General features: G+C 48.8%; 25 protein-coding genes. 19 read left to right on the forward strand and 6 right to left on the reverse strand.

Annotation, left to right across the window (positions count from 1 at the left end; translation table 11 throughout):
* The first annotated feature begins 17 nt into the window (after positions 1-17).
* The 6 genes from ACFQZE_RS01390 (at position 18) to ACFQZE_RS01415 (ending at position 6118) form a co-directional block, all read left to right on the forward strand.
* Positions 18-692: a S1C family serine protease gene (locus ACFQZE_RS01390; RefSeq protein WP_379352881.1), complete on the forward strand. Its 675-nt coding sequence runs from the start codon at positions 18-20 to the stop codon at positions 690-692.
* A gap of 234 nt (positions 693-926) precedes the next feature.
* A complete protein-coding gene (locus tag ACFQZE_RS01395) occupies positions 927-2606 on the forward strand; it encodes a GspE/PulE family protein (RefSeq protein WP_379355449.1) in 1680 nt (559 codons plus the stop codon).
* Positions 2607-2623: 17 nt separating this feature from the next.
* Positions 2624-3661: a type IV pilus twitching motility protein PilT gene (locus tag ACFQZE_RS01400; RefSeq protein WP_379352884.1), complete on the forward strand. Its 1038-nt coding sequence runs from the start codon at positions 2624-2626 to the stop codon at positions 3659-3661.
* Positions 3662-3681: 20 nt separating this feature from the next.
* On the forward strand, positions 3682-4896 hold the full coding sequence (locus tag ACFQZE_RS01405) for a type II secretion system F family protein (RefSeq protein WP_379352886.1): 1215 nt from the start codon (positions 3682-3684) through the stop codon (positions 4894-4896).
* 55 nt (positions 4897-4951) lie between these two features.
* On the forward strand, positions 4952-5317 hold the full coding sequence (locus ACFQZE_RS01410; RefSeq protein WP_379352889.1) for a prepilin-type N-terminal cleavage/methylation domain-containing protein: 366 nt from the start codon (positions 4952-4954) through the stop codon (positions 5315-5317).
* A 27-nt stretch (positions 5318-5344) separates the two neighbouring features.
* Positions 5345-6118: a prepilin peptidase gene (locus tag ACFQZE_RS01415; protein WP_379352891.1), complete on the forward strand. Its 774-nt coding sequence runs from the start codon at positions 5345-5347 to the stop codon at positions 6116-6118.
* Positions 6119-6127: 9 nt separating this feature from the next.
* Here the strand turns inward: ACFQZE_RS01415 and ACFQZE_RS01420 are convergent, their stop codons facing one another.
* Entirely contained in the window at positions 6128-6649 is a 522-nt protein-coding gene (locus tag ACFQZE_RS01420) for a hypothetical protein (RefSeq protein WP_379352893.1), read from the reverse strand.
* Positions 6650-6667: 18 nt separating this feature from the next.
* Entirely contained in the window at positions 6668-7120 is a 453-nt protein-coding gene (locus ACFQZE_RS01425; protein ID WP_379352895.1) for a type IV pilus modification PilV family protein, read from the reverse strand.
* A gap of 74 nt (positions 7121-7194) precedes the next feature.
* On the opposite strand from ACFQZE_RS01425, the gene ACFQZE_RS01430 reads away from it, so the two are divergent.
* From ACFQZE_RS01430 to ACFQZE_RS01475, 10 genes are all read left to right on the forward strand, one after another.
* Positions 7195-9129, forward strand: coding sequence for a hypothetical protein (locus ACFQZE_RS01430; protein ID WP_379352897.1), 1935 nt, complete (start codon positions 7195-7197; stop codon positions 9127-9129).
* A 55-nt stretch (positions 9130-9184) separates the two neighbouring features.
* A complete protein-coding gene (pilM, locus tag ACFQZE_RS01435; RefSeq protein ID WP_379352899.1) occupies positions 9185-10231 on the forward strand; it encodes a type IV pilus biogenesis protein PilM in 1047 nt (348 codons plus the stop codon).
* Positions 10228-10830 carry a hypothetical protein gene (locus tag ACFQZE_RS01440; RefSeq protein ID WP_379352901.1) on the forward strand — a complete coding sequence of 201 codons (603 nt, stop codon included), beginning with the start codon at positions 10228-10230 and terminating at the stop codon, positions 10828-10830. Before pilM ends, ACFQZE_RS01440 begins: the two co-directional genes overlap by 4 nt.
* On the forward strand, positions 10814-11461 hold the full coding sequence (locus tag ACFQZE_RS01445; RefSeq protein ID WP_379352903.1) for a hypothetical protein: 648 nt from the start codon (positions 10814-10816) through the stop codon (positions 11459-11461). The genes ACFQZE_RS01440 and ACFQZE_RS01445 overlap by 17 nt, the downstream gene beginning before the upstream one ends.
* A 192-nt stretch (positions 11462-11653) precedes the next feature.
* Positions 11654-12724: a uroporphyrinogen decarboxylase gene (gene hemE / locus ACFQZE_RS01450; RefSeq protein WP_379352905.1), complete on the forward strand. Its 1071-nt coding sequence runs from the start codon at positions 11654-11656 to the stop codon at positions 12722-12724.
* Complete coding sequence (gene hemH, locus ACFQZE_RS01455) at positions 12717-13664, forward strand: ferrochelatase (RefSeq protein ID WP_379352907.1); 948 nt, start codon at positions 12717-12719, stop codon at positions 13662-13664. Before hemE ends, hemH begins: the two co-directional genes overlap by 8 nt.
* A gap of 5 nt (positions 13665-13669) precedes the next feature.
* A complete protein-coding gene (gene hemG / locus ACFQZE_RS01460; protein WP_379352909.1) occupies positions 13670-15085 on the forward strand; it encodes a protoporphyrinogen oxidase in 1416 nt (471 codons plus the stop codon).
* Between the two features lie 104 nt (positions 15086-15189).
* Positions 15190-16530, forward strand: a complete 1341-nt coding sequence (locus tag ACFQZE_RS01465; RefSeq protein ID WP_379352911.1) for a CapA family protein — start codon at positions 15190-15192, stop codon at positions 16528-16530.
* Positions 16531-16579: 49 nt separating this feature from the next.
* Entirely contained in the window at positions 16580-17359 is a 780-nt protein-coding gene (locus ACFQZE_RS01470) for a glycerophosphodiester phosphodiesterase (protein WP_379352913.1), read from the forward strand.
* Between the two features lie 20 nt (positions 17360-17379).
* Positions 17380-18234, forward strand: coding sequence for a DUF92 domain-containing protein (locus ACFQZE_RS01475; protein ID WP_379352915.1), 855 nt, complete (start codon positions 17380-17382; stop codon positions 18232-18234).
* 99 nt (positions 18235-18333) lie between these two features.
* Here the strand turns inward: ACFQZE_RS01475 and pepF are convergent, their stop codons facing one another.
* The 3 genes from pepF to ACFQZE_RS01490 form a co-directional block, all read right to left on the reverse strand.
* Positions 18334-20130 carry an oligoendopeptidase F gene (gene pepF, locus ACFQZE_RS01480; RefSeq protein ID WP_379355451.1) on the reverse strand — a complete coding sequence of 599 codons (1797 nt, stop codon included), beginning with the start codon at positions 20128-20130 and terminating at the stop codon, positions 18334-18336.
* Between the two features lie 191 nt (positions 20131-20321).
* Positions 20322-20504 (reverse strand): hypothetical protein, encoded by a 183-nt coding sequence (locus ACFQZE_RS01485; protein ID WP_379352917.1) that lies wholly within the window; start codon positions 20502-20504, stop codon positions 20322-20324.
* A 250-nt stretch (positions 20505-20754) separates the two neighbouring features.
* The gene (locus ACFQZE_RS01490) at positions 20755-20988 is read right to left on the reverse strand and encodes a hypothetical protein (RefSeq protein WP_379352919.1); all 234 of its coding nucleotides are present in this window, start codon (positions 20986-20988) and stop codon (positions 20755-20757) included.
* Positions 20989-21317: 329 nt separating this feature from the next.
* Here ACFQZE_RS01490 and ACFQZE_RS01495 point away from each other — a divergent pair, with 329 nt between their 5' ends.
* From ACFQZE_RS01495 to ACFQZE_RS01505, 3 genes are all read left to right on the forward strand, one after another.
* On the forward strand, positions 21318-21515 hold the full coding sequence (locus ACFQZE_RS01495; protein ID WP_379352921.1) for a cold shock domain-containing protein: 198 nt from the start codon (positions 21318-21320) through the stop codon (positions 21513-21515).
* A gap of 103 nt (positions 21516-21618) precedes the next feature.
* The gene (locus tag ACFQZE_RS01500) at positions 21619-21993 is read left to right on the forward strand and encodes a hypothetical protein (RefSeq protein ID WP_379352923.1); all 375 of its coding nucleotides are present in this window, start codon (positions 21619-21621) and stop codon (positions 21991-21993) included.
* A gap of 33 nt (positions 21994-22026) precedes the next feature.
* A complete protein-coding gene (locus tag ACFQZE_RS01505) occupies positions 22027-22707 on the forward strand; it encodes a hypothetical protein (protein ID WP_379352925.1) in 681 nt (226 codons plus the stop codon).
* A gap of 623 nt (positions 22708-23330) precedes the next feature.
* Here ACFQZE_RS01505 and ACFQZE_RS01510 read toward each other — a convergent pair.
* Positions 23331-24515, reverse strand: a complete 1185-nt coding sequence (locus tag ACFQZE_RS01510; RefSeq protein WP_379352927.1) for an MFS transporter — start codon at positions 24513-24515, stop codon at positions 23331-23333.
* Positions 24516-24560 lie beyond the last annotated feature (45 nt).

Below are 24560 nucleotides of genomic sequence, written 5' to 3' on the forward strand. Positions count from 1 at the left end.
AAGGGGAATTAGAGCCTATGCAAAAAAAGCTTTTGTCCGCTTTGCTTGTGCTCGCTTTTGTTACGGGAGCGCTTCTTTTTACAGCGAAAGCGGATGCGGATATCCCCGCCGTTAAGGATGCTGAGGACGTATACGAGCTGGCGGAAGACGCTATGTTTTATATGAAGGCGCTGCGAAGCGACGGCACGATTCGCGCGACCGGATCTGGCGTCATGATTGACGCAAAAGGAATAGCGGCGACGGCGTATCATGTCGTCAAGGGCGCCGACAAGCTGGAAGCCGTCTTTCCGGACGGACGTGTCTTGAAGGGCGTTACGGTACTGAAATACGATGAGCTGACAGATGCGGCGGTCTTACAGTTTCCGGGCGGCAACAAGGCGGCATATGCCGCCTTGCCGATCCGCAGCTCTGCGCTTAAAGCTGGGGAGCAAGTGTTTGCGCTTGGCTACCCGCTCAAGGAAACGTTAATCGTGACCGAAGGGATTGTGAATCACCCAAAAGCCAAAATCAACGGGAGAAACCGAATTCTTACCTCCGCCCAAATCGTAAGCGGGATGTCTGGAGGACCGCTCATCGACCGTTACGGCCGATTAGTCGGCATTATTTCGGGCTCCATGCGCACGATGGACAATATTCATCTCGTTTTGGATATGGAAGATTTGCAAAAAGTACGGCAGCCAGCCGCAAAATAAGAGCAACGAAGGGCAAGAAGCATGGGATTTTCCCATGCTTTTTTTGTATCTTAAAACTTTTATGAACAAAACCCAAGCAGCTTTATCGAAATAATAAACTTTTATAGATCAAATAGAGTAGAAATGGGCCTAAAGTCATTGACAGTTCATTCGCAAAATGATTAAAATGAAGGTGATCTAAAGGCAATTTAGATGAATGACATAGGACAAAATACCTATTGGCTGGTGATGAAGATGTCAGCTGTCCGAAAAAGAATCGGAGATTTGCTGCTAGAATCCGGCGTTATTTCCGAAGAACAGCTTCAAACGGCCTTGGCGCGTCAGCGCGAGACGAAGATGAGGCTGGGCGACGTCCTCATTTCCATGGACTACATAACGCAGCAACAATTTATTGAAGTGCTAGAGTTTCAGCTAGGAATTCCTCATGTGCAGCTGTATCGTTACAAAATCGACCCCAAGATTGTCGGACTACTTTCACAAAAGCTGGCCGACCAGCATTGCGTCATGCCGCTCCGCCTGGAGGGCAACAAGCTGGTTTTGGCAATGGCTGATCCGCTGGATTACTTCGCTATAGATGAGATTCGTATCGCTACGGGTCTTCGCATCGAGCCAGTTATCGCCTCCAGAAACGAACTGACCCAAACGATAAACCGCTATTACGGGCTTCAAGACACAATAGAACAAATATCGCAAAACTTGCAGCTGCGGGAAATGGACGAAGACAACGCCATTAACGATGAAGATTCTCCCGTGGTGAAAACCGTCAACGGCATCATCGCACAAGCCGTTGAGCTTGGCGCAAGCGACATTCATCTCGATCCGCAGGAAGGCGGCTATCGGATTCGTTACCGCGTAGACGGCATTATGCGCACAGAGAGAACGCTGCCGCCAGGCATGCACGCCATAATTGCGGCCCGGATCAAAATTATGGCCAATTTGAACGTCGCGGAGCGCAGACTCCCGCAGGACGGCCGGGTTGAGCTGGAGCTGGATTATCGCAAAATCGATATTCGGGTATCCACGCTGCCGACCATACATGGCGAAAAGGTCGTTATACGGGTATTGGATATGGGGCATTCACTCGCCGATATTTCCAAGCTCGCTTTTTCCGCCCGCAATGAAGAAGCATTTCGCAGAAGCATCGAGACCGCTCATGGCGTTGTGCTCATTACCGGGCCGACGGGCAGCGGCAAGTCAACGACGCTTTATTCCGCGCTCGCCCATTTGAACAATGAACAAGTAAACATCATTACGGTCGAGGATCCTGTGGAATATCAGCTGTCGGGCATCAATCAGGTGCAGGTCAATCCTGCGGCTGGCCTTACGTTTGCCCGAGGGCTCAGATCCATTTTGCGGCAAGACCCTAACATTATTATGCTGGGGGAAATCCGGGATTCCGAAACGGCGGAAATTTCCGTTAGAGCTGCCATGACAGGCCATCTCGTCTTAAGCACGCTTCATACAAACAGCGCTGTCGGCTCTATTAGCAGGCTGATCGATATGGGAGTAGAGTCCTTTTTAATCTCATCCTCCGTCAATTGCATCGTAGCGCAGCGGCTTGTAAGGCGAATTTGCGCCAATTGCGCAGCTCCTTATACGCCAACCGAGAAGGAAATCGCTATTTTGTCAAACAACGGCATCCATGCGTTCCATTTGATGAAAGGGGAGGGCTGCGCAGAATGCGGTCGGACAGGCTATAAAGGACGGCTTGCCATCCATGAACTACTAGTTGTTGATAATGGTCTGAGAGCCTTGATTATGGAAAGAAGCAACGATCACGTCTATTACGATCACGCAGTGAGGCAGGGCATGATACCCATTGTAAAAGATGGCTTAAGCAAAGCCGCTGCCGGACTGACCACCATTACGGAGGTGTTCCGGGTCATCGGAGAGCAAAGCGAGGAAACGGGATGACGGCGGGAGGAACAGCATTGAAAGGAATTGAACTTTTGGAGCTGGCACACGCCAAAGGAGCTTCGGATATTCATGTTACCGTCAACTCCCCGGTTGTTTTTCGAATAATCGGAGAGCTGAGGCCAATAAACGATGATGTGCTTAGCCCTCATGATACAGAGAGGCTGGCCAAAGAGCTAATGTCGGAAGCCCAATACGCCGGACTAAGGGAAAACGGAGAAATCGATTTTACATTCGGCATTCCGAAAGTATCGAGATTCCGGATTAACGCCTTTTTGCAGCGGGGCAGCGTAGGGCTTGCGATTCGAATTGTTCCAAGCCGGATTCCGTCTATGGAGGAGCTGAACCTCCCGGCCGTGTGCAAGTCGATCATCGGAAAGCCTCAAGGGCTGCTGCTCGTTACAGGACCTACAGGCAGCGGCAAGTCGACTACGCTAGCATCCATGGTCGATCATTTGAACCGCACGGAAAACCTGCATATGATTACGCTCGAAGATCCTATTGAGTTTATTTACGATCACAAAAAATCGATGGTGAACCAGCGGGAAGTCGGACTCGACACGGGTTCGTTTTCCTCGGGACTGAGGGCGGCGCTCAGGCAAGATCCCGATGTCATTTTGGTCGGGGAGCTGCGGGATATGGATACGATCTCTACTGCCATAACAGCTGCGGAAACCGGTCATCTAGTATTCGGCACGCTCCATACGGCTGATGCGCCGCAAACGATCGATCGGCTTATTGATGTGTTTCCAGCAGCGATGCAAGCTCAAATTCGAATTCAGCTAGCTTCGGTGCTGCTCAGCGTCGTCTCGCAGCGTTTACTGCCGCTCGCCGGACGGAAGGGGCGGACGGCGGCGTTTGAAGTTTTGGTCAACACGCCCGCAGTAGCGAATTTAATCCGAACGGAAAAGGTGTTTCAAATCCGATCCATTATGCAAACGGGCAAATCATTCGGCATGCAGACGATGGAGACTTCGCTGCGCCAGCTTGTACAAGAAGGCATTGTCACCCGTGAAGCCGCGCAGGAAGCCTATTTCGGATTCGGTGAGCTGTAGCGCGAAGGGATGGTGATGAGATGCCCAAATATAGATACAAGGCCGTAACGGCAGCCGGAAAAAGGACGACCGGCTTTATGGAAGCCGTCTCCATGCTGCGTGCGAAGGAAATGGCGTGGGAGCAGGGACTATGGCTTACCGATATTATCGATGCCAACGATACAGCCCTTTACAAGGAAATTTCCATTGGCGGCGGTCCTAGAGTGAAGACGGAGCATTTTACCGTCTTTTGCCGTCAGCTTGCCACGATGTACCGGGCTGGAGTCAGCCTCGTGGAGTCCGTTCAAATTTTGCGGGAACAGACGGCCAGCAAGCCGCTTGCCAAGCTGCTTGGCGAAATTGCCGAGGAGATGAGGGGAGGCAAGCAGCTTTCCGAAGCGGCGTCCGCTTATCCGACCGTATTCAGCACTGTTTTTATTTCTATGGTGCAAGCGGGCGAAGCGGCTGGCAACCTCGATGTGATGCTGGACCGGCTAGCCGTCTTTTTTGAAAAAGAAAGAAACACAAAAGAAAAGGTCAAATCGGCGATGATTTACCCCGCGGTCATGCTTGTCATGATGGTGCTGGTCGTCATTTTTATGATGCTGTTTGTTATCCCGCAATACGCCATCAGCTTTCAAGGAATGGGCATTGAGCTGCCGCTTCCGACACGAATGGTGATGGCGGTCAGCGAATTTATGCAACAGTTTTGGTATTTGGTCATTGTCGGGTTAATTGCCCCATTTGTGGTGTGGAAGTGGGTCCGGCGAACAGCGCAGGGCAAGCTTGTGCAAGATTTAATGCTGCTGCGAATTCCTGTGTTTGGCAAGCTTTGGCATAAACAGGCCATTGCCCGGTTTGCCCGCACCTTCAGCTCGCTGCTTGCAGCAGCTATTCCGTTAATGCAAGGCATGACGATTGTATCCAACGTCGTCGGCAACGCTGCCATCGGCAAGGCGATTCTAGACAGCCGGGACAGAGTGATGAGCGGCGATTCCATGTCGGAGCCGCTTAGGCAATCCAAGCTGTTTCCGCCTATGGTGGTGCAAATGATGGCGATCGGTGAGCGGTCAGGTTCGATTGAAGATATGTTGGATAAGGTTGCCGACTTCTACGAGGCTGACGTAGATCAGATGGCAGATCGGCTAAAAGCTTTGCTGGAGCCGTTAATGATCATTCTTTTGACAGGTATTGTCGGCGTCATCGTGATGGCTGTCATGATGCCAACATTCAAAATGATGCAAAGCTACTTGTAACGGTTTTACGGATTGACCAAATATAACTTTTGTCTATTTTGAGAGGAGAATGTTTATGTTGGCTATGTTGAAAAAAAATGAAAAAGGTTTGACGTTGATTGAGCTTTTGGCGGTGCTTGTTATTGTCGGAATTATTGCTGCAATTGCGATTCCGGCTATTGGGGGGACAATTTCAAAATCCAAAACGAATGCGGATAAAGCCACTGTAAGTATGATTGAAGAAGTGACTGCACGTTATTTAACGGATGAAGAAATTTCAGCAACAACTACGGTTAAGTTCGCGGATTTAGTTACAGATGGGTATTTGAAAGCAGCTGTAAAATGGCAAACGGATGCCAATAAAAGTTTTGATGGAGTAACGGCTACTTATTCAGCGACAAACGGAACATGGACTTATGCAATGGCGGACACTACACCATAAACAATTTGTAAACTAAGGTCTAAAATTATGAACATAATTTATAACTTTGTGCTCGGACTACTTCTTGCGCCTATTTTAAACTCTATCGCCATGCATTGGGATAGCAGGTTCAAGCCTGCTATTCCGCTTTCTTATTGTACGAGTAGCCATGGAGCGAATCGATATCTATCGTTTATACCCTTTATCTCATTTTTTTCAAAAAGCAAAAACTGCCCAACATGCGGAAACGCCACATGGTGGCGGTACGGGGCTGCTGAGCCGATAACGGCGCTGTTGTTTGCTTATTCCGCTTATTGGATTGGAACGGAGCTTGAGCTCATTGCCGCCTTGCTGCTCATATCCGTATTAGCCGTCATCGTTCAAACCGATTTAACTTGTCAAATCATTCCGAACAAAGTGGTATTTCCGGCTATTGCGTGCGCGATGGTCGTTCGTCTTTTCATTCATCCGTTGCCGTTATGGCAATATGGGGCGGGAGCCCTCGCTGGAAGCGGAGCTTTGCTGCTTATTGGACTGCTAGCGGGAAAACTATTAAAAAAAGAAGCAATGGGCGGGGGAGACATTAAGCTGTATGTCTTTATTGGGCTAATCCTCGGCGCGAAGCTAACCCTGTTCAGTCTATTTGCAGCAAGTGTTTTCGGATTGCTAGGCGGTGTTATAACTATTTTTGCGGGGAAATATTCAAAAGGGAACACGATTCCTTTTGGCCCCTACATTGCGGCAGGGGCGCTCGCATCCTACTGGTGGGGGGATTTGGCGCTAGAGGCTTACCTTTCATTTGCCGGTTTAAGCGGGCCGTGATTTAAGACGTTACGATTGCGTGGAATAAACGACGGTTGACGTTTTTTGGGTCCCGTTATTCGGTAGATGAACTTCCAGCTCGATTTCGACTTTGTTGTCAGCTGTATGGAACAAGACGGATTTTACCTTTTCGGAAAATGTGAGAGTGACGGGAGCTTTTAATGTGCCGTCTTCGTTAGCCAATTGCGAATAAACTTTTAACGTTTTTGAAGAGGTGTCAAACAAATAGTGTACGGATTGGCCGTGTTCTCCGATTAACTTCAAATCGCTGCTTGTCTGAGCGGCTAAGTTTTCAGGGATAAAGCCTTTTCTGACCGTCGTGACGACATGGTGGATAATTTGGCGCGAGTCTTGCATGCTCTTCTCCCGCTCGGATACTTGCTTTAAACCCAAATTGGAATATTGAAGCAAATAGATAAGCGATCCAATAATCAAAACAGATAGTACTAGCACACCTAACACTTCAATCAGTGTAAGACCGCGCTCATTGCGGACAGGCTTTGATAGTCGCTGTAACAGAGAAGTTAGCATCCAAATTCACTCCAGTCGCTATTTATAGGCGATAAACGATTCCAGCTGAAATACTTTTGAAGTTTCCAGGTTTGCTGTACGAACGGTCACTTTGCGGAATACGCCGTCCAAATTTACGCCCGTGGAACCCGCTTGCGCCGTTCCAAGCTGAGCAGGCTGTGATTGGATTTGAATTTCATATTTTCGGTTAGCGGTGCTTGGGTAATAGAGGGTTGTCTGAGCTATATTTCGAAGGCTGCCAAGAGAAAGGGATTGTTGATACAAGGTAAGACTTGCGGTTGATGCCGGCAGCTCTTGTTTAAGCCGCTCCATCACATTTCTCGAAATGACAACCGCTTCATCGGTTTGTGCATTCGCTTTCGTATGCAGGGACGATTGCTGAAGAATAAAAATAATGCCCATTGCGGCAACGCCAAACAGGACGATCGCTCCAAGCACTTCAACGAGCGTTAATCCTTTTTCGTTTCGCATGAAGATCCTCCTTAGAAATGAAAGTAATCGCATTGGTTTGCTCCTAGAATAATATGATAACGGAGGAAAAGGCAATGTTTAATTATATTTCGTCCGAAAAAGGCGGCACCCTCATGATCGTATTCGGATTTATCGTCATGCTGGCGATTGTCGTTACGCCCATTGCCCTTAGCGCGAATACGGGGCTGCTCCAAGCAAAAACAAACGGGAACAGCGAGGTCGCCTATACAAAAGCTCATTCCACTATGACCGTGTTTGGAAAATTGTACAAGGCTATGCTTGCTAACGATGGGACTGCCAATACCGAAGCTAACATCGTGGCTTTAATTAACGAAGTGTCAGCATTAAACGGAGTGGAAGCCGATATCGTTTTGATCAAAAACGGTCAGAACAAACCGGTAGCCGTAAAGTTTACAGGGCAAGCGGGAGCGGGAAACCAGAACAGAAGCAGCCAAGTGGAATATAAACTTCAAGCGCTGTACGTTCCTCCCGTCAGTACGCCGCCTGTCGCAACGCCAACGCCAACCGCGACGCCTGCGCCGACAGCCACACCGACGCCTACTCCGGCACTGGCTGATGGGAACAAGGTGCTGCTAAAAAATTCGACGACGGTGCAAAACAACAAGTTGTTTGCGGCTTGTTATCTTCAACCGGCGAACGGACAGGCGTTGCCGCTTGACCATATTATGAACGACTTTACACCTCAGCAGTTTAATAACTGGTTTAATCCTACGGCTGACTCTTATTTAAATCAGGTGCCCAATGCGATTGCCGCAGCTTTCCCGCAGCCGTTTTTGGACGCAAGATTCGCTTATGCGGCATCACTGCCCAATCAGTCGACAAGCGCTGCGCTTCAAGTCAAGGAAAACCGGGCAGCTATTATTCATCAGGGTCCCGTAACGTTTACCGCAACTGCCAGCACTGTAACAGTTGAAAAAAATGGGGACGGTTATGCGGCAAAAGTAGGGGGCGATCTTCAGTTTACGGATATAGGAACGTCTATGATCGTGTTTAAGGGAAAGACGGAAGTAGGGGGCAATTTAAGCATTAAGGAAGTTAGAGATGGCAAATCGATTACGTTTAAAGATGATTTGATCGTTCGTGGAAATATGACGCTGGCCAATGGCAGTACAGTAGACACGATTGTCGTAGAAGGAGATTTGGTCGTAGGAGGCCAGCTTCTCGTAAGCAATACACTTAAAAAGCTGATTGTAAAAGGCGACTTGCTAGTAGCGGGCAATGTCACATCCGCAAATGTGGTGAGTCAGTGGCAAGTTGATGGAACGATGATTGTAAATGGAAACGTTGCTATTTCCAATACTTTGCATAGGTTTTTGATCGGCAGAGATGTAGTCGTCAAAGGGAATATGAGCTTTAACAATCCGCTCGCTTTAGGGAGCGGCGACGGTCCAGGCGCGTTTTCAATCGGGGGGTCGCTTAAAGTATTTGGCACACTTGATATCGTAAACTCGGTCAACGGATTTATGGTTGCGGGCGATGTTATCGTCAATAAATCCATTACGTTCCAAAATCATATTAAAGACGGTTTTCAAATCGGCGGTTCCATCCTTGTCAAAGAAAATCTTCAATTTACAAATACGGTAGATTCACTCAAAGTAAACGGCAATGTCGTTGCGCTAGGGAAAATTCAGTTTGACAGTACGATTGAAAATGGAATTGGAATCGGCGGGACGATGGCTGCAAACGGCGATATTTCATTTAAAAATACGATTAAGCCCAATTCGACGCTGTCGTTTGGCCAACACTTAATTACAAAGTCTAACTTGTCTTTTGCGAATTGGACTTTAAATGGCAGTTTGAAATTAGGCGGACATTTGCTCGTTTATAAAGACGCGGATTTGCACAATCTCGACAAGGATTGGAAGTCTAGCTCCATGAAAGGTTTTTACGTTGCCGGAACAACGAGATTTAATAGTGAATATGCGCAAAGCTGGTATGTGGACGGTCTAACCAACGGCACAACGGAAGAGCGGATTTGCATAAATTAATGAGATTGTGATGGGTCTGCGAGCGGCGTTTATTCAGCATCAAGGGGGAAATAAAATGGGTGAATCGCTGCTACATAAACTTTTTGCCAAAGAGCATAGCTTGGGCCTGGAGCTGTCGGACCGGTCGCTGAAGCTTTGCGAAGTGAAAAAAACGAAAAGCGGCAAATCGAGGCTGATGCAATATGCAAAAGCCGATCTGCCGGAGGGGTTCATAGAGGACGGGAAAATAACGGATTGGCTCGGTGTGGAAAACAGCTTAAAGGAGCTGCTAAAGTCGAAGCGATTTGGCACAAAAACGATCCATTTTGCAGTACCTAGCCAGATGGTGATGGTGCGCAATCTTAAGCTACCCGATATTGCGCAAGCCGAACTAAAAAAGCTGGTTCAGTTTGAGATGAGCCACAATATGCGGCTTGCTTTTGAAGAACCGTTTTTTGATTTTGTCAAACTTCCCAAAACGAATGAACTAGCCGCATCGGATGAAGGCCGGGGAGACAACTTATGCGAGGTCATGGTAGTTGCCGCTCCAGCACAACTGCTGAGGCAATACCGCTCCATGTTCGAGGGGCTTGGACTGCAACCTGCAAGCTTTGAAATCAAGCCGTTTTCCGTTCTTCGATTGATTGAAGGAAGCAAAACAGAAACGGTAGATGTGCAACTGGTTGTGCATGTGAACGAGCTTCAAAGTGAAATTACGATTATTTCAGACGGACAAATCCAGATTACGCGTTATGTCGAAGTTGCTTTTCAATCGATCGTTCAGCAGCAGGAAACGACGGAAAACGAATGGCTTCAAAGCTATTCGAGCCCGGAGACGACCTTTCACAACGCGGTGCAGGACCTTGTAGGAGAAATGGAGCGTTTGCTGAACTTTTATCAATACACGCTAAACAGCGGTGGCAAAAAAATAAACAACGTATTGTTGTCCGGCGATTTGCCGGATATGGACGAGCTCCGAACGCAAATGGGACAAGCGATGAATCAATCCGTCCAGTTGTTGGAGTGGCCGCTCATTGAATCGAATCTCAACTCGGGCGGGGAATGGAGCCTCTCCGCATATGCGGTGGCTTTGGGACTCGCGCTTAGGGGGGCAGAGAGATGAAATCGATTAATTTACTGCCGCCTAAACATGCCCCAAGCCGCAATCCCAAATTGCCGCTCTTGTTAGTCGTTTTGTTTCTAACAGCGGCAGCCTTTCTCGTTTATCAAACTTTTGCCTGGAAGACCTTGGCCGATGCAAAGGCAGCGCAATCGCTTCAGCTGGAGAATGAAAGCAAAAGCTTGCAGGAAAATGGGGTGCCGATCGCCGATCTTCAATTGCAAAACCAAGCCGCTCAGTTAATCGAAGGTTTGGAAAAAAATCGTGTTCACTGGACGCCGTACTTTAACGCTATTTTTAATCCGCTGAAAGGGGATAGCCGGATCATTGCCGCTTCCCTCAACGAACAATCTATGCTGACAATAGAAATCGATTTTAACGTGGAGGAGCAAGCGGTAGCTTACATAAGAGCTTTAGAAAACGATCCTCTATTAAAGGAGCTCACCATCCGCAGCTATAACGAAAACGCTGACAGCAATTTGACGGCATCGGTTAGCACGGACGGCGCTGTAGCGCAAATCAGAAAAACAAGCTACAAGCTTATCGTTGAGCTGTCTCTGGCGACCGAGGAAGGAGGGGAGGCTAGTGGAAACGGAAATTAAAGCAAATGTGAATAGTGTCCAGCCCAAATCTCAGCTGCTTCTATTAATCATTGTTTTAGGAGTAGCGTTGAACGCTGCGGTATGGTTCCTCTACGCTGCCCCCGCAAAAGAGAAAGCGGCCCTTGCGGAGCAGTCCTTGCTCCTTCGCCAGCAGGAAGCCGAGACGGTCAAAGGGCAATATACGATTGAAAAAAAGCCCGATTCATCAGCACAGCAGCTAACGGGACGTCTTCCGGAGCGAATCGTAGAATCCGCTATTTTGCAGCAGATGACTGAACTGGCGAGCGGGTCGGGAGTTTTGCTGGCAAGCTTGGAGAGACAGCAGGAAATCGGCACCGAAATCGAAGGAGGCGGTACTGGGGGCGGGGCGGCCGCTTTTCCCGGGCATACGATTACCTTTAACCTGAAATTGGCGGGGGACCTAAAAGCTTTGCTTCTTTTTATGGAGAAGCTCTATCAGTACGAGCGTTTGTATGACGCCAAAACATGGAGCATAAATAAAGTTGAATTAGATGAGGTGCAGCGCTCTTATCCGAGACTTTTGGATTTAATGGCAGCGAAACCCGGGCAAAAAGTATTTTCCCTACATGTGACGGTCGATACTTTCGCCTTAAAGGCGCAAATTCAGTAGCCCGATTCCAAACCTCTAACCTTGGTTGCTCAATCGGAGCAGCTTTGGCTAGAGGTTTCGCCGTTTTATTTGGGGCCTCTTCTTTTTATTGTCATACTATTGTCATAGGAAGCGGAGCTACAACAGTTGTTAGGGTTCGTGAAAAAGGGCATAATGGTAGCAGACAAAAATACATAGAAATGGGGAACGTGAATGTCTTATAACGACCGTTTCATTCGGGCAAGCCGGAAGGAACAAGTAGATCGCGTACCAGTATGGTACATGCGTCAGGCAGGTAGATACGATCCCGACTATCGCAAAATAAAAGAAAAATATTCTTTGCTTGAAATATGCAAGCAGCCCGAGCTGGCTGCGGAAGTGACGATGATGCCAATCCGCAAGCTGGGCGTGGATGCTGCCATCTTGTATTCCGATATTATGAATCCCGTTGCCTCTATCGGCATCGATTTTGATATTGTTGCAAACGTTGGCCCCGTTATACATAACCCAATCCGTTCGGCGGCAGACGTTGAGAGACTAAAGCCGATTGACGTTGAAGGCGATCTTGGCCATGTACTGGAGACGATCCGTATTTTGGACCGCGAGCTGGAAGTGCCTCTTATTACGTTTGCGGGGGCGCCGTTTACTATTGCCAGCTATTTGATTGAAGGACGGCCGTCCAAAAATTATTTGCGCACCAAAGCGCTTATGTACAGCGAGCCAGAAGTTTGGCATGAGCTGATGAGAAAGCTGGGAGATATGGTCATCGCTTATTTGCGGGCTCATATCGCTAACGGCGGCAAGGCGTTCCAGTTGTTCGACAGCTGGGTCGGGGCGCTTGCTCCGGCTGATTTCCGCAAGTTTGTTTTGCCAACTATCGAAAGAATATTTGCCGAGCTGTCGGATTTGCCGCAACCGAAAATTTATTTCCCGGGCGTCAGCTCCGGCGAGCTGCTTCCTGAACTTACGCAAGTGAAGGCGGATGTGATCGGTCTTGATTGGCGTGTAAGCATACCGGAAGGACGTCGCAGACTGGGCGGCAAATTTGGCGTGCAGGGCAATTTGGACCCGACTATTTTGACGGCGCCAATGGGCGTTATCGAATCGTATGCGGCGGAAATTATCGATCAAGGCATTCAGGAGCCGGGCTTTATTTTTAATTTGGGCCACGGGCTGTTCCCGGAAGCTTCCCTGGAAAAACTCGCGGAGCTAACGGCGTTTATTCATTCCTATTCGGAAAAAGCGTTAAAGGGAAAAAATAGCGAGGAGACGAGCCATGTCTAATGCCAAGCAAAAGATCGGCGTTCTGGTCATGTCTTACGGTACGCCGGAGTCGATGGACGACGTAGAAGCTTATTACACCCATATTCGGAGGGGACATCCACCTACCGCTGAACAATTGGCGGAACTGACGGAGCGCTATGAAGCGATTGTCGGCGGCGTATTCCCGCTCCGCGAAAATACGAACGGGCAAGTGGCCGGTCTTCAGGACAAGTTAGAAACGTTAGCGCCAGAACAGTACGTTTGTTACCAAGGCTTGAAGCATGCCCGTCCATACATTGAAGACGGCGTTGAAGCGATGGCTAAGGACGGCATCCGCAAAGCGGTTGGCATCGTGCTCGCTCCTCACTATTCGGTTATGAGCGTAGGCAGCTACATGAAGCGGGCTAAGGAGAAAGCGGCGGAGCTTGGCATTGAGATGGTCTGTGTCGAGCAATACCATTTGCATCCGAAGCTGCTGCTTGCTTTGACAGAGCGGGTGCAGGACGGACTTAAACGATTATCCGCAGCATCCGGCGGAGCCGAGGCAAAAGTGCTGTTCAGCGCACACAGCCTCCCAGAAAAAATTAGAGAGCTTGGCGATCCATACGAGAAGCAATTGTTCGAAACTTCAGCGGCCGTCGCGGAAGCGGCGGGCGTGACGGATTGGCAGTTTACATGGCAAAGCGCGGGGCGGACAAGAGAGCCGTGGCTTGGCCCGGACATTTTGGAAACGATGGACGTTTTGTCGCAAGAAGGCGTCAAAGCGATCCTTTCCGCGCCAATCGGCTTTGTATCGGATCACTTGGAAGTGCTTTACGATCTCGATATCGAAGCCAAAGCGGAGGCGGGCAAGCTCGGCATCGCGTTTGAGAGAATAGCGATGTTGAACCGCGATCCGCTTTATATGGAAACGCTGGCTGAATCGGTCTTGGAAGCGGCAAGCGCTATTGGAGAGGAATGAATAGGATGCGGAGTACAGAATCGATTGATCGAATTGTCGTCATTGGCGGGGGGATCAGCGGGCTGAGCTCCGCTTTTTATTTGCAGCGGGAAGCGGAGCGGCAAGGCCGGAGTGTCCATCTGACGATCGTGGATGAAGCTCCGGCCTTGGGCGGAAAAATTAATACGCTGCAACGTGACGGATTCGTCATTGAAAAAGGCCCGGATTCTTTTTTGGCGCGCAAGCAGGCTATGGTCGAACTTGCTGCCGAGCTCGGATTGGAAGACGAATTGACGGCAACGAATCCGGCTGCCAAAAAAACGTATATTATGCATAACAAGAAGCTGCATGCCATGCCTCAAGGACTGGTGCTGGGCATTCCGACCGAAATTCTCCCCTTTGCCAAAACGGGTCTGCTTTCATGGGGCGGAAAGCTTAGAGCGTTAATGGATGTTGCGCTGCCAGCAAGACCGGCTCCTGACGATGAATCGCTTGGCGGTTTTCTTGAGCGCAGAGTGGGTACCGAGGTGATGAGGCGCATCGCGGAACCGCTGCTTGCGGGCATTTATGCCGGCGATTTGAAAAAGCTTAGTCTAAAAGCGACCTTTCCGCAATTTGCCGAATCGGAGCGCAAACATGGAAGCCTAATTAAAGGAATGATCCATAATCGCAAGGTGACGGCAGCAGCCGCTTCGGCAAAGGCGAAAGGCGCTACTTTTCTTACATTTAAAAGAGGGCTGTCCTCGCTTGTAAGAGCGCTGGACAACGCGCTTAGCGCAGTGGAGCGCGAGCTTGGCGTCAAGGCGGAAGAGCTGATACGAGAAAGTAACGGCGGGTACACGGTTGTTCTGTCTAACGGTAAACGGCTGCAAGCCGACAAAATCGTAATGACGGCTCCCGCGTTTGCGGCAGCGGAGCTGCTGGAACCGCTAGTTGCTTGTCCTGAGCTGCGCGATATCCGATATGTATCGGTGGCAAATGTAGTGATGGCTTTTGACAAGGCTGAATTTGGACTCGAATTTGACGGTTCCGGGTTTGTCGTGCCCCGCTCGGAAGGGCTTCATATTACGGCTTGTACTTGGACGTCGAGCAAATGGCTCCATTCAAGTCCAAGCGACAAGGTGCTGCTGCGCTGTTACGTGGGCCATTCCGAGGATCAAGAAAGCGTTAAGCTTCCCGATCAAGAGCTGATTGCTGCTGTGCGCAAAGATATACGGGAGACGATGGGCATTACGGCGGAGCCGCTTTTTACAGAATTGACGAGACTGAACCGTTCCATGCCGCAATATCCCGTTGGTCATCTTGAACGAATGAGCGCGCTTAGAGCGAGATTGCAGGCTGAGGCACCCGGAATTTGGGTGACGGGTGCGGCGTTCGACGGCGTAGGTTTGCCCGATTGCGTAAGACAAGGCAAAGAAGCGGCACAAAAACTGCTAAGCTAGCAGACAAGGGTATAATAATAGGTTCTCTTCCCCTTCTGGAGAAGGTATAATAAGGAAGTCTAGCTTTGCTGAAAGATCAGTCTATCAGATAAAGGAGTCTTTCTATGTTATCCAGATCGGAATCGCGCCAAAGCGAAAAGGTAAAGCGGAAAAGAAGTCAAAAAAAGTGGATGAGTTATTCGCTTATTTTAATAGGTGCGCTTGTTATACTGGCGGGCTTTGCATTAAACGGAAAAGGCTTGCCGGACTGGATTCCTTCGTTTGGCGGGGGCAGCGGTCAGAGCGCGAGCGTAGGCGGGAACGGCGACAACGGGCTGTTGCCTTCCGAAACGAGGCCTGATTCGCCAGAGAGCGAAGGTACCGCAAATGACGACGACACTGCCGGCGAAGAAGTTCCTTCCGAACAGCCGGGTTCCGAGGCCGGCGAAACTTCTCCTCCTGTAACGGAGGAACCGACGCCTGTTCAAGGGGACGGCAACGGAGAGGAAGCGGTGGCTGGAGGAGACCGGGTTGGCTTGTCTTTTGTCGGGGATATGCTGCCGGGTGAATATATTGCAACGATTATGAGTCAGAAAGGGTATGATTTCCCGTATTTAAAATCGCTGTTGTATTTGAGCGAACCGGATTTGATGGCGGGCAATTTGGAGCTTCCGATTACGACCGGAGGCACGCCTGTAGAGGGCACTCCATATGTGTATAAAGGCTCGCCGGAAACAGTAACGGCAATGCGGGATGCCGGGTTTGACGTGCTTAGTTTGGCGAACAACCACGCGCTTGATCAGGGGCTTGAAGGGATGCGGGATACGATGAAGCATCTTACAAGCAATGGCATAGGTTATATGGGAGTCGGGGAAAACGATACGGAAGCGTTTGCCCCGCTAGTCAAAGAAGTAAAAGGCTTTAAAGTGGCCTATATCGGCGTAAGCGAAGTGATTCCGTTTGCTCGGTTTAAAGCAGATCGAGATACACCAGGCATTGCTGAAACGTACGACACAACAAGAACGGTAGCGGCTATTGCCAAAGCGCAGCAAACGGCGGATTTAGTCGTCGTTATGGTGCATTGGGGCGAGGACGGCAAGGATAAGCCGGAGGAGCTGCAACGTCAATATGCCAGAGAGTATATCGATGCGGGCGCCGATCTAATCATCGGCAGTCATCCTCATGTGCTGCAAGGCTTTGAAAAGTATAAGGGAAAGTGGATTGCTTATAGCTTGGGCAATTTTGTTTATGCTTCCAAACCAAAAGGCGCACATGCCGAAACGGGCGTGCTGGATGCAAGCTGCACAAAAAGCGGCGATTGCGAGTTGAAATTTAACCCGATGGCCGTTACCGAATCGCAGCCGATTCCATTGGAGGGTGAAGCGGCCAAGGCGCTGTTTGACCGTCTGTCGTCTATTTCCTTTGGCGTCAAGCTAGAAGGCGATGGAACCGTTGTCCCGGATTAGCTGAATATCGAACATTTTTGAGGGATTGCGGGAAAGGAAGGTTTTTTGCATGAAAAATCCGTGCGTCGCGCATCGGGGATGGTCTGGCAGCGCGCCGGAAAATACGATGGCCGCTATTCGGATGGCGCTGGAAGCGCCTGATGTGGATTGGATTGAAATTGACGTCCAATTAAGCAAAGATGAAGTGCCGGTCGTCATTCACGATTATAAATTGAGGCGGACGACAAACGGCCGCGGAGAAGTAAAAAGCTGGACGGCGGCCGAGCTTGCTTCGCTTGATGCAGGGGGTTGGTTTTCGCCGCAGTTTCGGGGTGAGTCGATTCCTACGCTTCGTGAGGTATTAATGGAAGCGAAGGGCAAGTGCCGGGTTAATATCGAGTTGAAAACCGATGGCGTTCGGTACCCACGCATTGAAGAAATCGCGCTGGAAACCGTTATCGCTTGCGATATGCTGGATGAAATCGTGTTTACGTCCTTTCACATGGGCACGCTGCAAAGATTGCGGCAGCTCCACCAGGACGTTCGGATTGGGCTAATATTAGACGGATGGCGCAGCACTCTGATTAGGGAGCTTCAGGAGATGGGGGCCGATTTTTTATCGATCGGTTTTTCGAAACTAGATAAATACCGAATGGAGCAGCTGCATGCGGCGGGCATCGAAACGATGGCTTGGACGGTCAACGATATCGCGACCATTCGCAAGGTCGCTTCGCTTCATCCGGAGTTGATGATATGCACCAACTATCCCGAGCGTTGGAGAGCGGCGATGGAGGATCGTTCCGCCGTTGTTCATTGGCTGGCTGCTTGGTTTAAGCGATTGAGGAAATAGAATGGGAAGCGGGGAGAGGGATGGTTGGCATTTGGGATGACTGGTGGGTCAGGCTGATCGTTGGATTGCTCGGCGGGGGGCTGATGGGTGCTGCGGCGTACAGAGCGCGTGCGTTGTCTCTATCGGGAGCCCTATCGGCCGCTATTATGGGAGCCGGATTTATTACGCTCGGCGAGCCGGTTTGGTTCGGCGTGCTTATCGCTTTTTTTGTTTCGTCTTCCGTATGGTCAAAGTGGAAAAAGCATTCCCGAGCAAAGGCAAAGGCGGAAGCCAACTATGCCAAAAGCGGGCGCCGCGATGCCGGACAAGTATGGGCGAATGGTGGAGCCGGGCTCCTTCTGTGCGCAGCTCATGCTTTATGGCCGCATGAGGGCTGGTTTTATGCGTTTGTCGGCGTAATGGCCGCCGTCAATGCAGACACTTGGGCGACCGAAATCGGCGCCCTTAGCCGTACCGCTCCGCGCTCGATTATAAGCGGGAAGCGCGTCACTCCGGGGACGAGCGGCGGAGTAACGCCGCTCGGAAGCGCAGCAGCGCTAGGCGGCGCCGTATTCATCGGCGTCGTGGCAGCGCTGCTGCTGAAGCTGCAGCCGCTAGGCGACGCTGCAGCGTTCCACGGCGAAGCCGCTGCTGCGGTGGTTCTCGCAGCAGCGGCCGCCGGCCTGGCCGGCGCGTTCGCCGACTCGCTGCTCGGCGCAACGGGCCAGGCCATGTTTCGCTGCGAGACATGCGGCAGCGAAACGGAGCGCGAGCTGCATTGCGGCAGCGCAACTCGCCATATTCGCGGCTTTGCCGCGCTGAACAACGACAGGGTCAACCTGCTGTCCTCTTTGTTTGCCGGTCTGCTTGCTTGGGCTATCGGCTCTATTTTCTAAAAAAGAAACCGCCCCGGATGGGGAATCGACCTTTATTCAGGTCCATTCTCCATATTCGGGGCGGTTTTTAAATGGGCAAGGCCAATTTCGTCTAGCTTGCTATTTTTTTGAAGTAAGCTGCTCCATTTGACCAATCAGCTCTTCAAACACGCTCATCGCTTGTTCGATCGGCTCAGGCGTAGACATATCGACACCTGCTTTTTTCAAAATATTGATCGAGAAATCGCTGCCCCCGCTTTTTAGGAAACCGAGATAGCGGTCAACGGCAGGCGCTCCCTCCTCCAAAATTTGCTTGGAGAAGCTGGTTGCCGCAGAAAAGCCGGTTGCGTATTTGTACACATAGAAGCTGTTGTAAAAATGCGGAATGCGCGCCCATTCCATCTCGATCTCTTGATCGACGACCATTCCCTTGCCGTAATATTTGACGTTCAGATCGTAATAAATTTTGCTGAGCTCTTGCGGAGTCAACGATTCGCCTTCTTCCGAGCGCTCGTGAACGATTTTTTCAAACTCGGCAAACATCGTCTGACGGAAAACGGTCGTACGGAACTGATCCGCGTAATACGTCAGCAAATACATTTTTTCTTTCGGATCGGTCGATTTGCCCAGCAAGTAGTCCATGAGCAGCGCTTCGTTAAGTGTAGAAGCGACCTCGGCCAAAAAGATCGTATACTGAGCATCCCGGTAATTTTGGTTGTTGTCGGAGTAATACGAATGCAGCGCATGGCCCATCTCATGAGTCAAAGTGAACATGCTGTTCAAATTGTCTTTATGGTTGAGCAGTACATAAGGATGCGTACCGAAGGCTCCCCAACTGTAAGCGCCGCTTTTTTTGCCTTCATTTTCATAAACGTCGATCCAGCCCTCGTCATATCCCTCTTGAAGCACTTTCAAATAGTCTTCGCCAAGCGGCTTCAAGCTTTCGTAAATCGTTTTTTTCGCATCCTCATAGCTGATTTCCATATCGAATTCATCAACCAAAGGCGCAAACAGGTCATACATATGCAGTTCATCTAAACCAAGCAGCTTTTTGCGAAGATCCATATATCGGTGCATCAAAGGCAGATGTTTATGGATCGTGTCAATGAGGTTTGTGTAAACCTCTTTAGAAATATTGTCGCCGTAAAGCGACATGCCTAGTGCAGAATCGTATTTTCTCGCTTTAGAGTAAAAAATGTTTTTCGTAACGTTCGCATTCAGCGTAGCCGCGAGCGTATTTTTTAATTTGCCGTATGTATCGTACATCGTTTTGAACGCTTCGCGCCGAACGTCGCGATTTTTGCTCTCCAAAAACTGAATGTAGCGGCCATGAGTCAATTCCACTTCTTCGCCAGCTTCGTTTTTCACTTTCGGGAACTTCAGGTCCGCGTTGTTGAGCATGCCGAAAATCGTGCCGGACGCAGAGCTGACATTGCCTACCTGTGCCAACAAAGCCTCTTCATTTTTGGATAAAATATGAGCTTTTTGCCGTCTCATCTCTTCCAAGGTGTGGCGGTATTTGGCAAGGGACTCATTAGCGATCATGGCATCCAATTCTTTGTCCGCTAGGCTGAGCACTTCAGGAGTGACGAAAGAAAGCGCCTCGCCCGTTTCTACGCTTAGCTTTTTGGACTTGTCGGACAGAGCTTGATAGCCAGGCTCGGCCGTATCTTCGTGATGGCGCATGTTGGCATATACGTAAAGGCGCTCGACATGCAAGGAAATTTCATCTTCCAACTCGAAACAGGCTTTAAGCTGGGCGGGATCACTTAACTTGCCTTGAAAATCGGCCGCTTTTTTGAGCAATGTTTTGGCTGTCGCATATTCTTTGTCCCAAGCGGATTGGCTTTCGAACAAATCCTCCAGCCTCCAGCGGTGCTCGGCAGCTGTTTCTGAACGTTTAGGTAGTTGACTCATCATATTCCTCCTCGGTATGGATTTGATGGATGGCTTCCAATTTTGCGCATTTCTATGCTCATGATCGGCTGCAACGCCTTGCATTAACGTGAGCGCCACAAGCAGAGAGAGCCATTTCATAGAAATCACCTCGCTAGACACAGTTTGTCGCTACTATGCCCAGCTCCCGGCGAATCTATGCAAAAGCCCTCTTAGCTTCCCATTGTAATGAGCGAATAAACGATAAGGAAAAAAGCAAAAGCGATCAAACAAATGGAAATAATAGCGAGGCCGCGGCGCATGCCCGGGGGAATCGTATCCCGCTTTAAAATAAGTACGGCTCCAAGCGAAAATGCCGCGATAATAAAAATAATCGATGATGTCATTGCATCCATTCTGTTTTGTGATCCTCCTAATCGTTACTATGCGAGCGATTGCGCCGATATGTTCGATGCCGTCATCGCAATTTCTTGCAAAAATGATCGTGCAGCTTGCAAAAGGGTATAGATGCAAAGACGGAAAGATCCAAAAAATGATAATGTAAGACGTTAAAACACGGAGAAGCAAAGATACAAAGAAGTATGACCATATGACGTAAAGAAGCTAACACACAAAAGAATACAAATAAATTTGACGTTTAGTCGTCTACACTTCTTTTAAAGCTATCATGATGGCTTCGAGTTCTTCCTCACGTCCTACAAACTTCTCGGGACGGAATCTGTTCTCTGCCCAATGCATCATCTCGGGACGGCTGACGAAGGTGTGACATTCCTCGCCCCATTGATCTGAAATTTCTCTTGCGATCAACGTTTTGCCCTGTACTTCGACAGTAAGCATATTGTATTTATCGGTCTTGTAAATTTGATGTTTTTTAAACATTAGCGTATCCACCTTTGAACAGTTAATTATGGGTATAGTAATCATCATATCTATTATGTGGGCGGTAATCAACCGAAATGGACACTTTGGCCTTTTAATCGGAAGAGTTCAGACGTGTTTGACTATGTGAAAGTAAATAGCCACATTTGTTCAAACGGCATTCGAAGTCATGTCGTGTTCAACTTATTACTAAAAACCTGGCTAATTTCATGTCGTTAGAAATTCTATATTATTCATAATTTAACTGAAATTGCTTTTTAAAATTTGTATCGTTATAATGATCTCATTCGTCGTTATAAGCGGCGATTAATTTTAGGAGGTAATGAACGTTGAAAGGTACAGTAAAATGGTTTAATGCAGAGAAGGGCTATGGTTTTATTCAAGTGGAGGACGGCGAAGACGTGTTCGTCCATTTCTCTGCCATTCAAGGTGACGGTTTTAAAACATTGGAGGAAGGTCAAGCGGTTGAATTCGACGTTACGGATGGCAACCGTGGCGCTCAAGCGGCCAACGTCTATAAAGTATAGGTTTATTGGATTAACGAAGCTGGGGTTAAGTTAGCCATGACATTATAGCCACGACATCAGCGGTTTTAACAAACCAATGATTTTTGGCTGACGCAAACGGTATATGCGTAAGGAATACGCTGCTTGTCTTTTTAAAGACGAGCGGCGTTTTTTTGTTTTCCATTTTAATCCGAACCGACGGACTAATGATGGGACAAACCAAATTTCCAGTAAACCAGATCGGCAAACCAGAGCTGCAAACGATAGTAATAAACCAAACCAACAAAGCAAACCAACAAAGCAAACCAACAAAGCAAACCAACAAAGCAAACCAACAAAGCAAACCAACAAAGCAAACCAACAAACCAACAAAGCAAACCAACAAACCAACAAAGCAAACCAACAAACCAACAAACCAACAAACCAACAAACCAACAAACCAACAAACCAACAAACCAACAAACCAACAAACCAACAAACCATCAACCTTACAAAATGAAAAAAGTCACAGCTAATTTGGCCTGGAGGGATAATGATGAGGTTAAGCGGATTTGAGAGTAAGTTTAATAATTTTTTGGAGGAGCAAAAAAAGACGGCGAGCCCTAGAAGATTGGAAATGTTGGAAAAAGATATTCATGGAACTCTCGTTCTTTTTAAGGAGGTGTTGTGGCCTGTTTTTCATGAGTTCGAAGGATTTGTACTGGAGTATGAGTTTCAAGGTGAGTCAGGAACTCGGATGTACGTGGATGTATTCTATAAGCCGTTATCGATAGCTTTTGAATGCGACGGATATGGGGCTCACGCAGAGAATATTACAAGAAGAAGATTTAACTTTGAAAAACAGCGAATTCGTACCATGCAACTGCTAGGATACGTTTATGCTCCTTTTAGCAAAGATGAGCTAGACGGGTATGCCCATAGTTGCAGAAAATATGTACAGCAATTAATGGGAAAGTTAGCCGGCGAAAAAGAAAATGAGTTGACGATCTACGAAAAAGAAGTAATCCGAGCGGGAGCGATGATACAACGTCCTTTTCGTGTTTCCGATATTTGCCGCTGCCTAAAGAAGAAAGAGTCTTTTAGCCGCAAAGTAATTAAATCATTGGTCGAAAAAGGATTGGTTCAACCTTCATCTTCAAACTTATACCGCAACCACGAGTTTATCGTCGTTTCAGATGCTTTGCAATATATCCATAGAGAAAAGTTGCTGTAAAGCAACTTCTATCTCTCATCCGCTGAATGGTCTCAGAGGCGCCACCGACGCCGTTTAGTTGTACCAAAAACCACTAAATGGTCTCAGAGGCACCACCGACGCCGTTTAGTTGTGCCAAAAACCACTAAATGGTCTCAGAGGCGCCACCGACGCCGTTTAGTTGTGCCAAAAACCACTAAATGGTCTCCGAGGCGCCACCAACGCCGTTTAGTTGTGCCAAAAACCACTAAATGGTCTCAGAGGCACCACCGACGCCGTTTAGTTGTACCAAAAACCACTAAATGGTCTCAGAGGCGCCACCGACGCCGTTTAGTTGTACCAAAAACAACTAAATGGTCTCAGAGGCGCCACCGACGCCGTTTAGTTGTGCCAAAAACCACTAAATGGTCTCCGAGGCGCCACCAACGCCGTTTAGTTGTGCCAAAAACCACTAAATGGTCTCAGAGGCGCCAAACGCGTAGTCTAGTTGTGCCAAAAACCACTAAATGGTCTTAGGGGCACCAATTGCGACGTCTAGCTCTGTTTAAAACAACTAATTTTGTTCAAAGGCACCGCACAGGAGACGGCTGCTTTAAATCCATCCCTCCGGCTCCCAGCGGAGCCGAGGACCCAAGCAGCAGCCGCTACTTGCTGTAGCGGCTGTAGAAATAGAGCAAAAACCCAGCAGCGGCAGCGCCTGCAATGCCAGTTGCAACATAATAGAAGACGACACGGCCAAATTGCTCGTAAACGATTCCGCCGAGCACGCCGCTAATGATGCCCGCGACGCCGGTCCAAATAATGGTGTATACCGCTTGTCCGGATGCACGGTATTCATCGGGAATCAGCCCAGATATGTAGCGGAGAGCGGTTGAAAAATAAATGCCAAACGAAACGCTGTGCATCGCTTGTGTGGCGACGATCCACGCAGGGTCGGTGATTTTGCTGAGCAGCCATAATCGGAGCCCGTACATTAAGGAGGCGAAGACGAGTAGCGGCAGCTCCTTGAGCTTATGGCCATATTTGCCTAGCAGGAACAAAATCGGAATTTCGCTCACCGCCGACACAAGAAGCGCAAGGCCGATCAGCGAATCGCTTGCACCCAGTTGACGCATAGTGACGGCCAGGAAGCTTTCATACATCCGGTGTGCGGTGGAGACGAGCAGGATGAGGAAAAAAAACAGCATAACATGCTTTTCCCGCAACAGCTTGAAAAACCCGGAAAACTCGATTTTTCGAGTGTTTCCTTGATAATCTTTAATCAGAAAACTAAGGACAAGCGATACGGCCACTGTTCCTATTGCAACATAGAGGGTCCACTCCGAGCCGATTTCTTTCAGCAGCAGTCCAAAACCATAGGCGCTTATGGCAAAACCGAGCGAGCCGAATATTCGAATCAGCGCATAGGGAGTGCCCGTATATTGGCTGGAGAGCAATAGCAGACTGTCGCTAAGCGGAATGATTGGCGTTTGGAAAAAATAAAAAGCGGTCATGACGACGCATACCATCATGAAGCTTTCGGCAGGAACGAGCAGGGATAACATGACGAGCTGACCGAACAGGAGGACGATCAAAATTTTTCGAAGCGTCCGATATTTGTCACTGGCAATTCCGGTAATGATATTGGCGAAAATCGAAACAAACAGTCCTGACGAATACAGGATGCCGATCTGGCTCTCGGTAAAGCCCTGACTCATAAAATACAGTGGAATAAACGATATAATTAAAGCTTGGGTTGAAAAAGTCGAAAAGTTGAACGCCCTTAGAGTAAGCGTTTCTTGCTTCGCCGTGGAGGATAATTTACCTTTTGTGGATTCGATTTCATTCATAGCTGCCGCTTCACTCCATCTTTCTGTTTTTGAATCGATGTTAAA

The organism is Paenibacillus sp. GCM10027627 (assembly GCF_042675505.1).
GTDB lineage: Bacteria > Bacillota > Bacilli > Paenibacillales > Paenibacillaceae > Pristimantibacillus.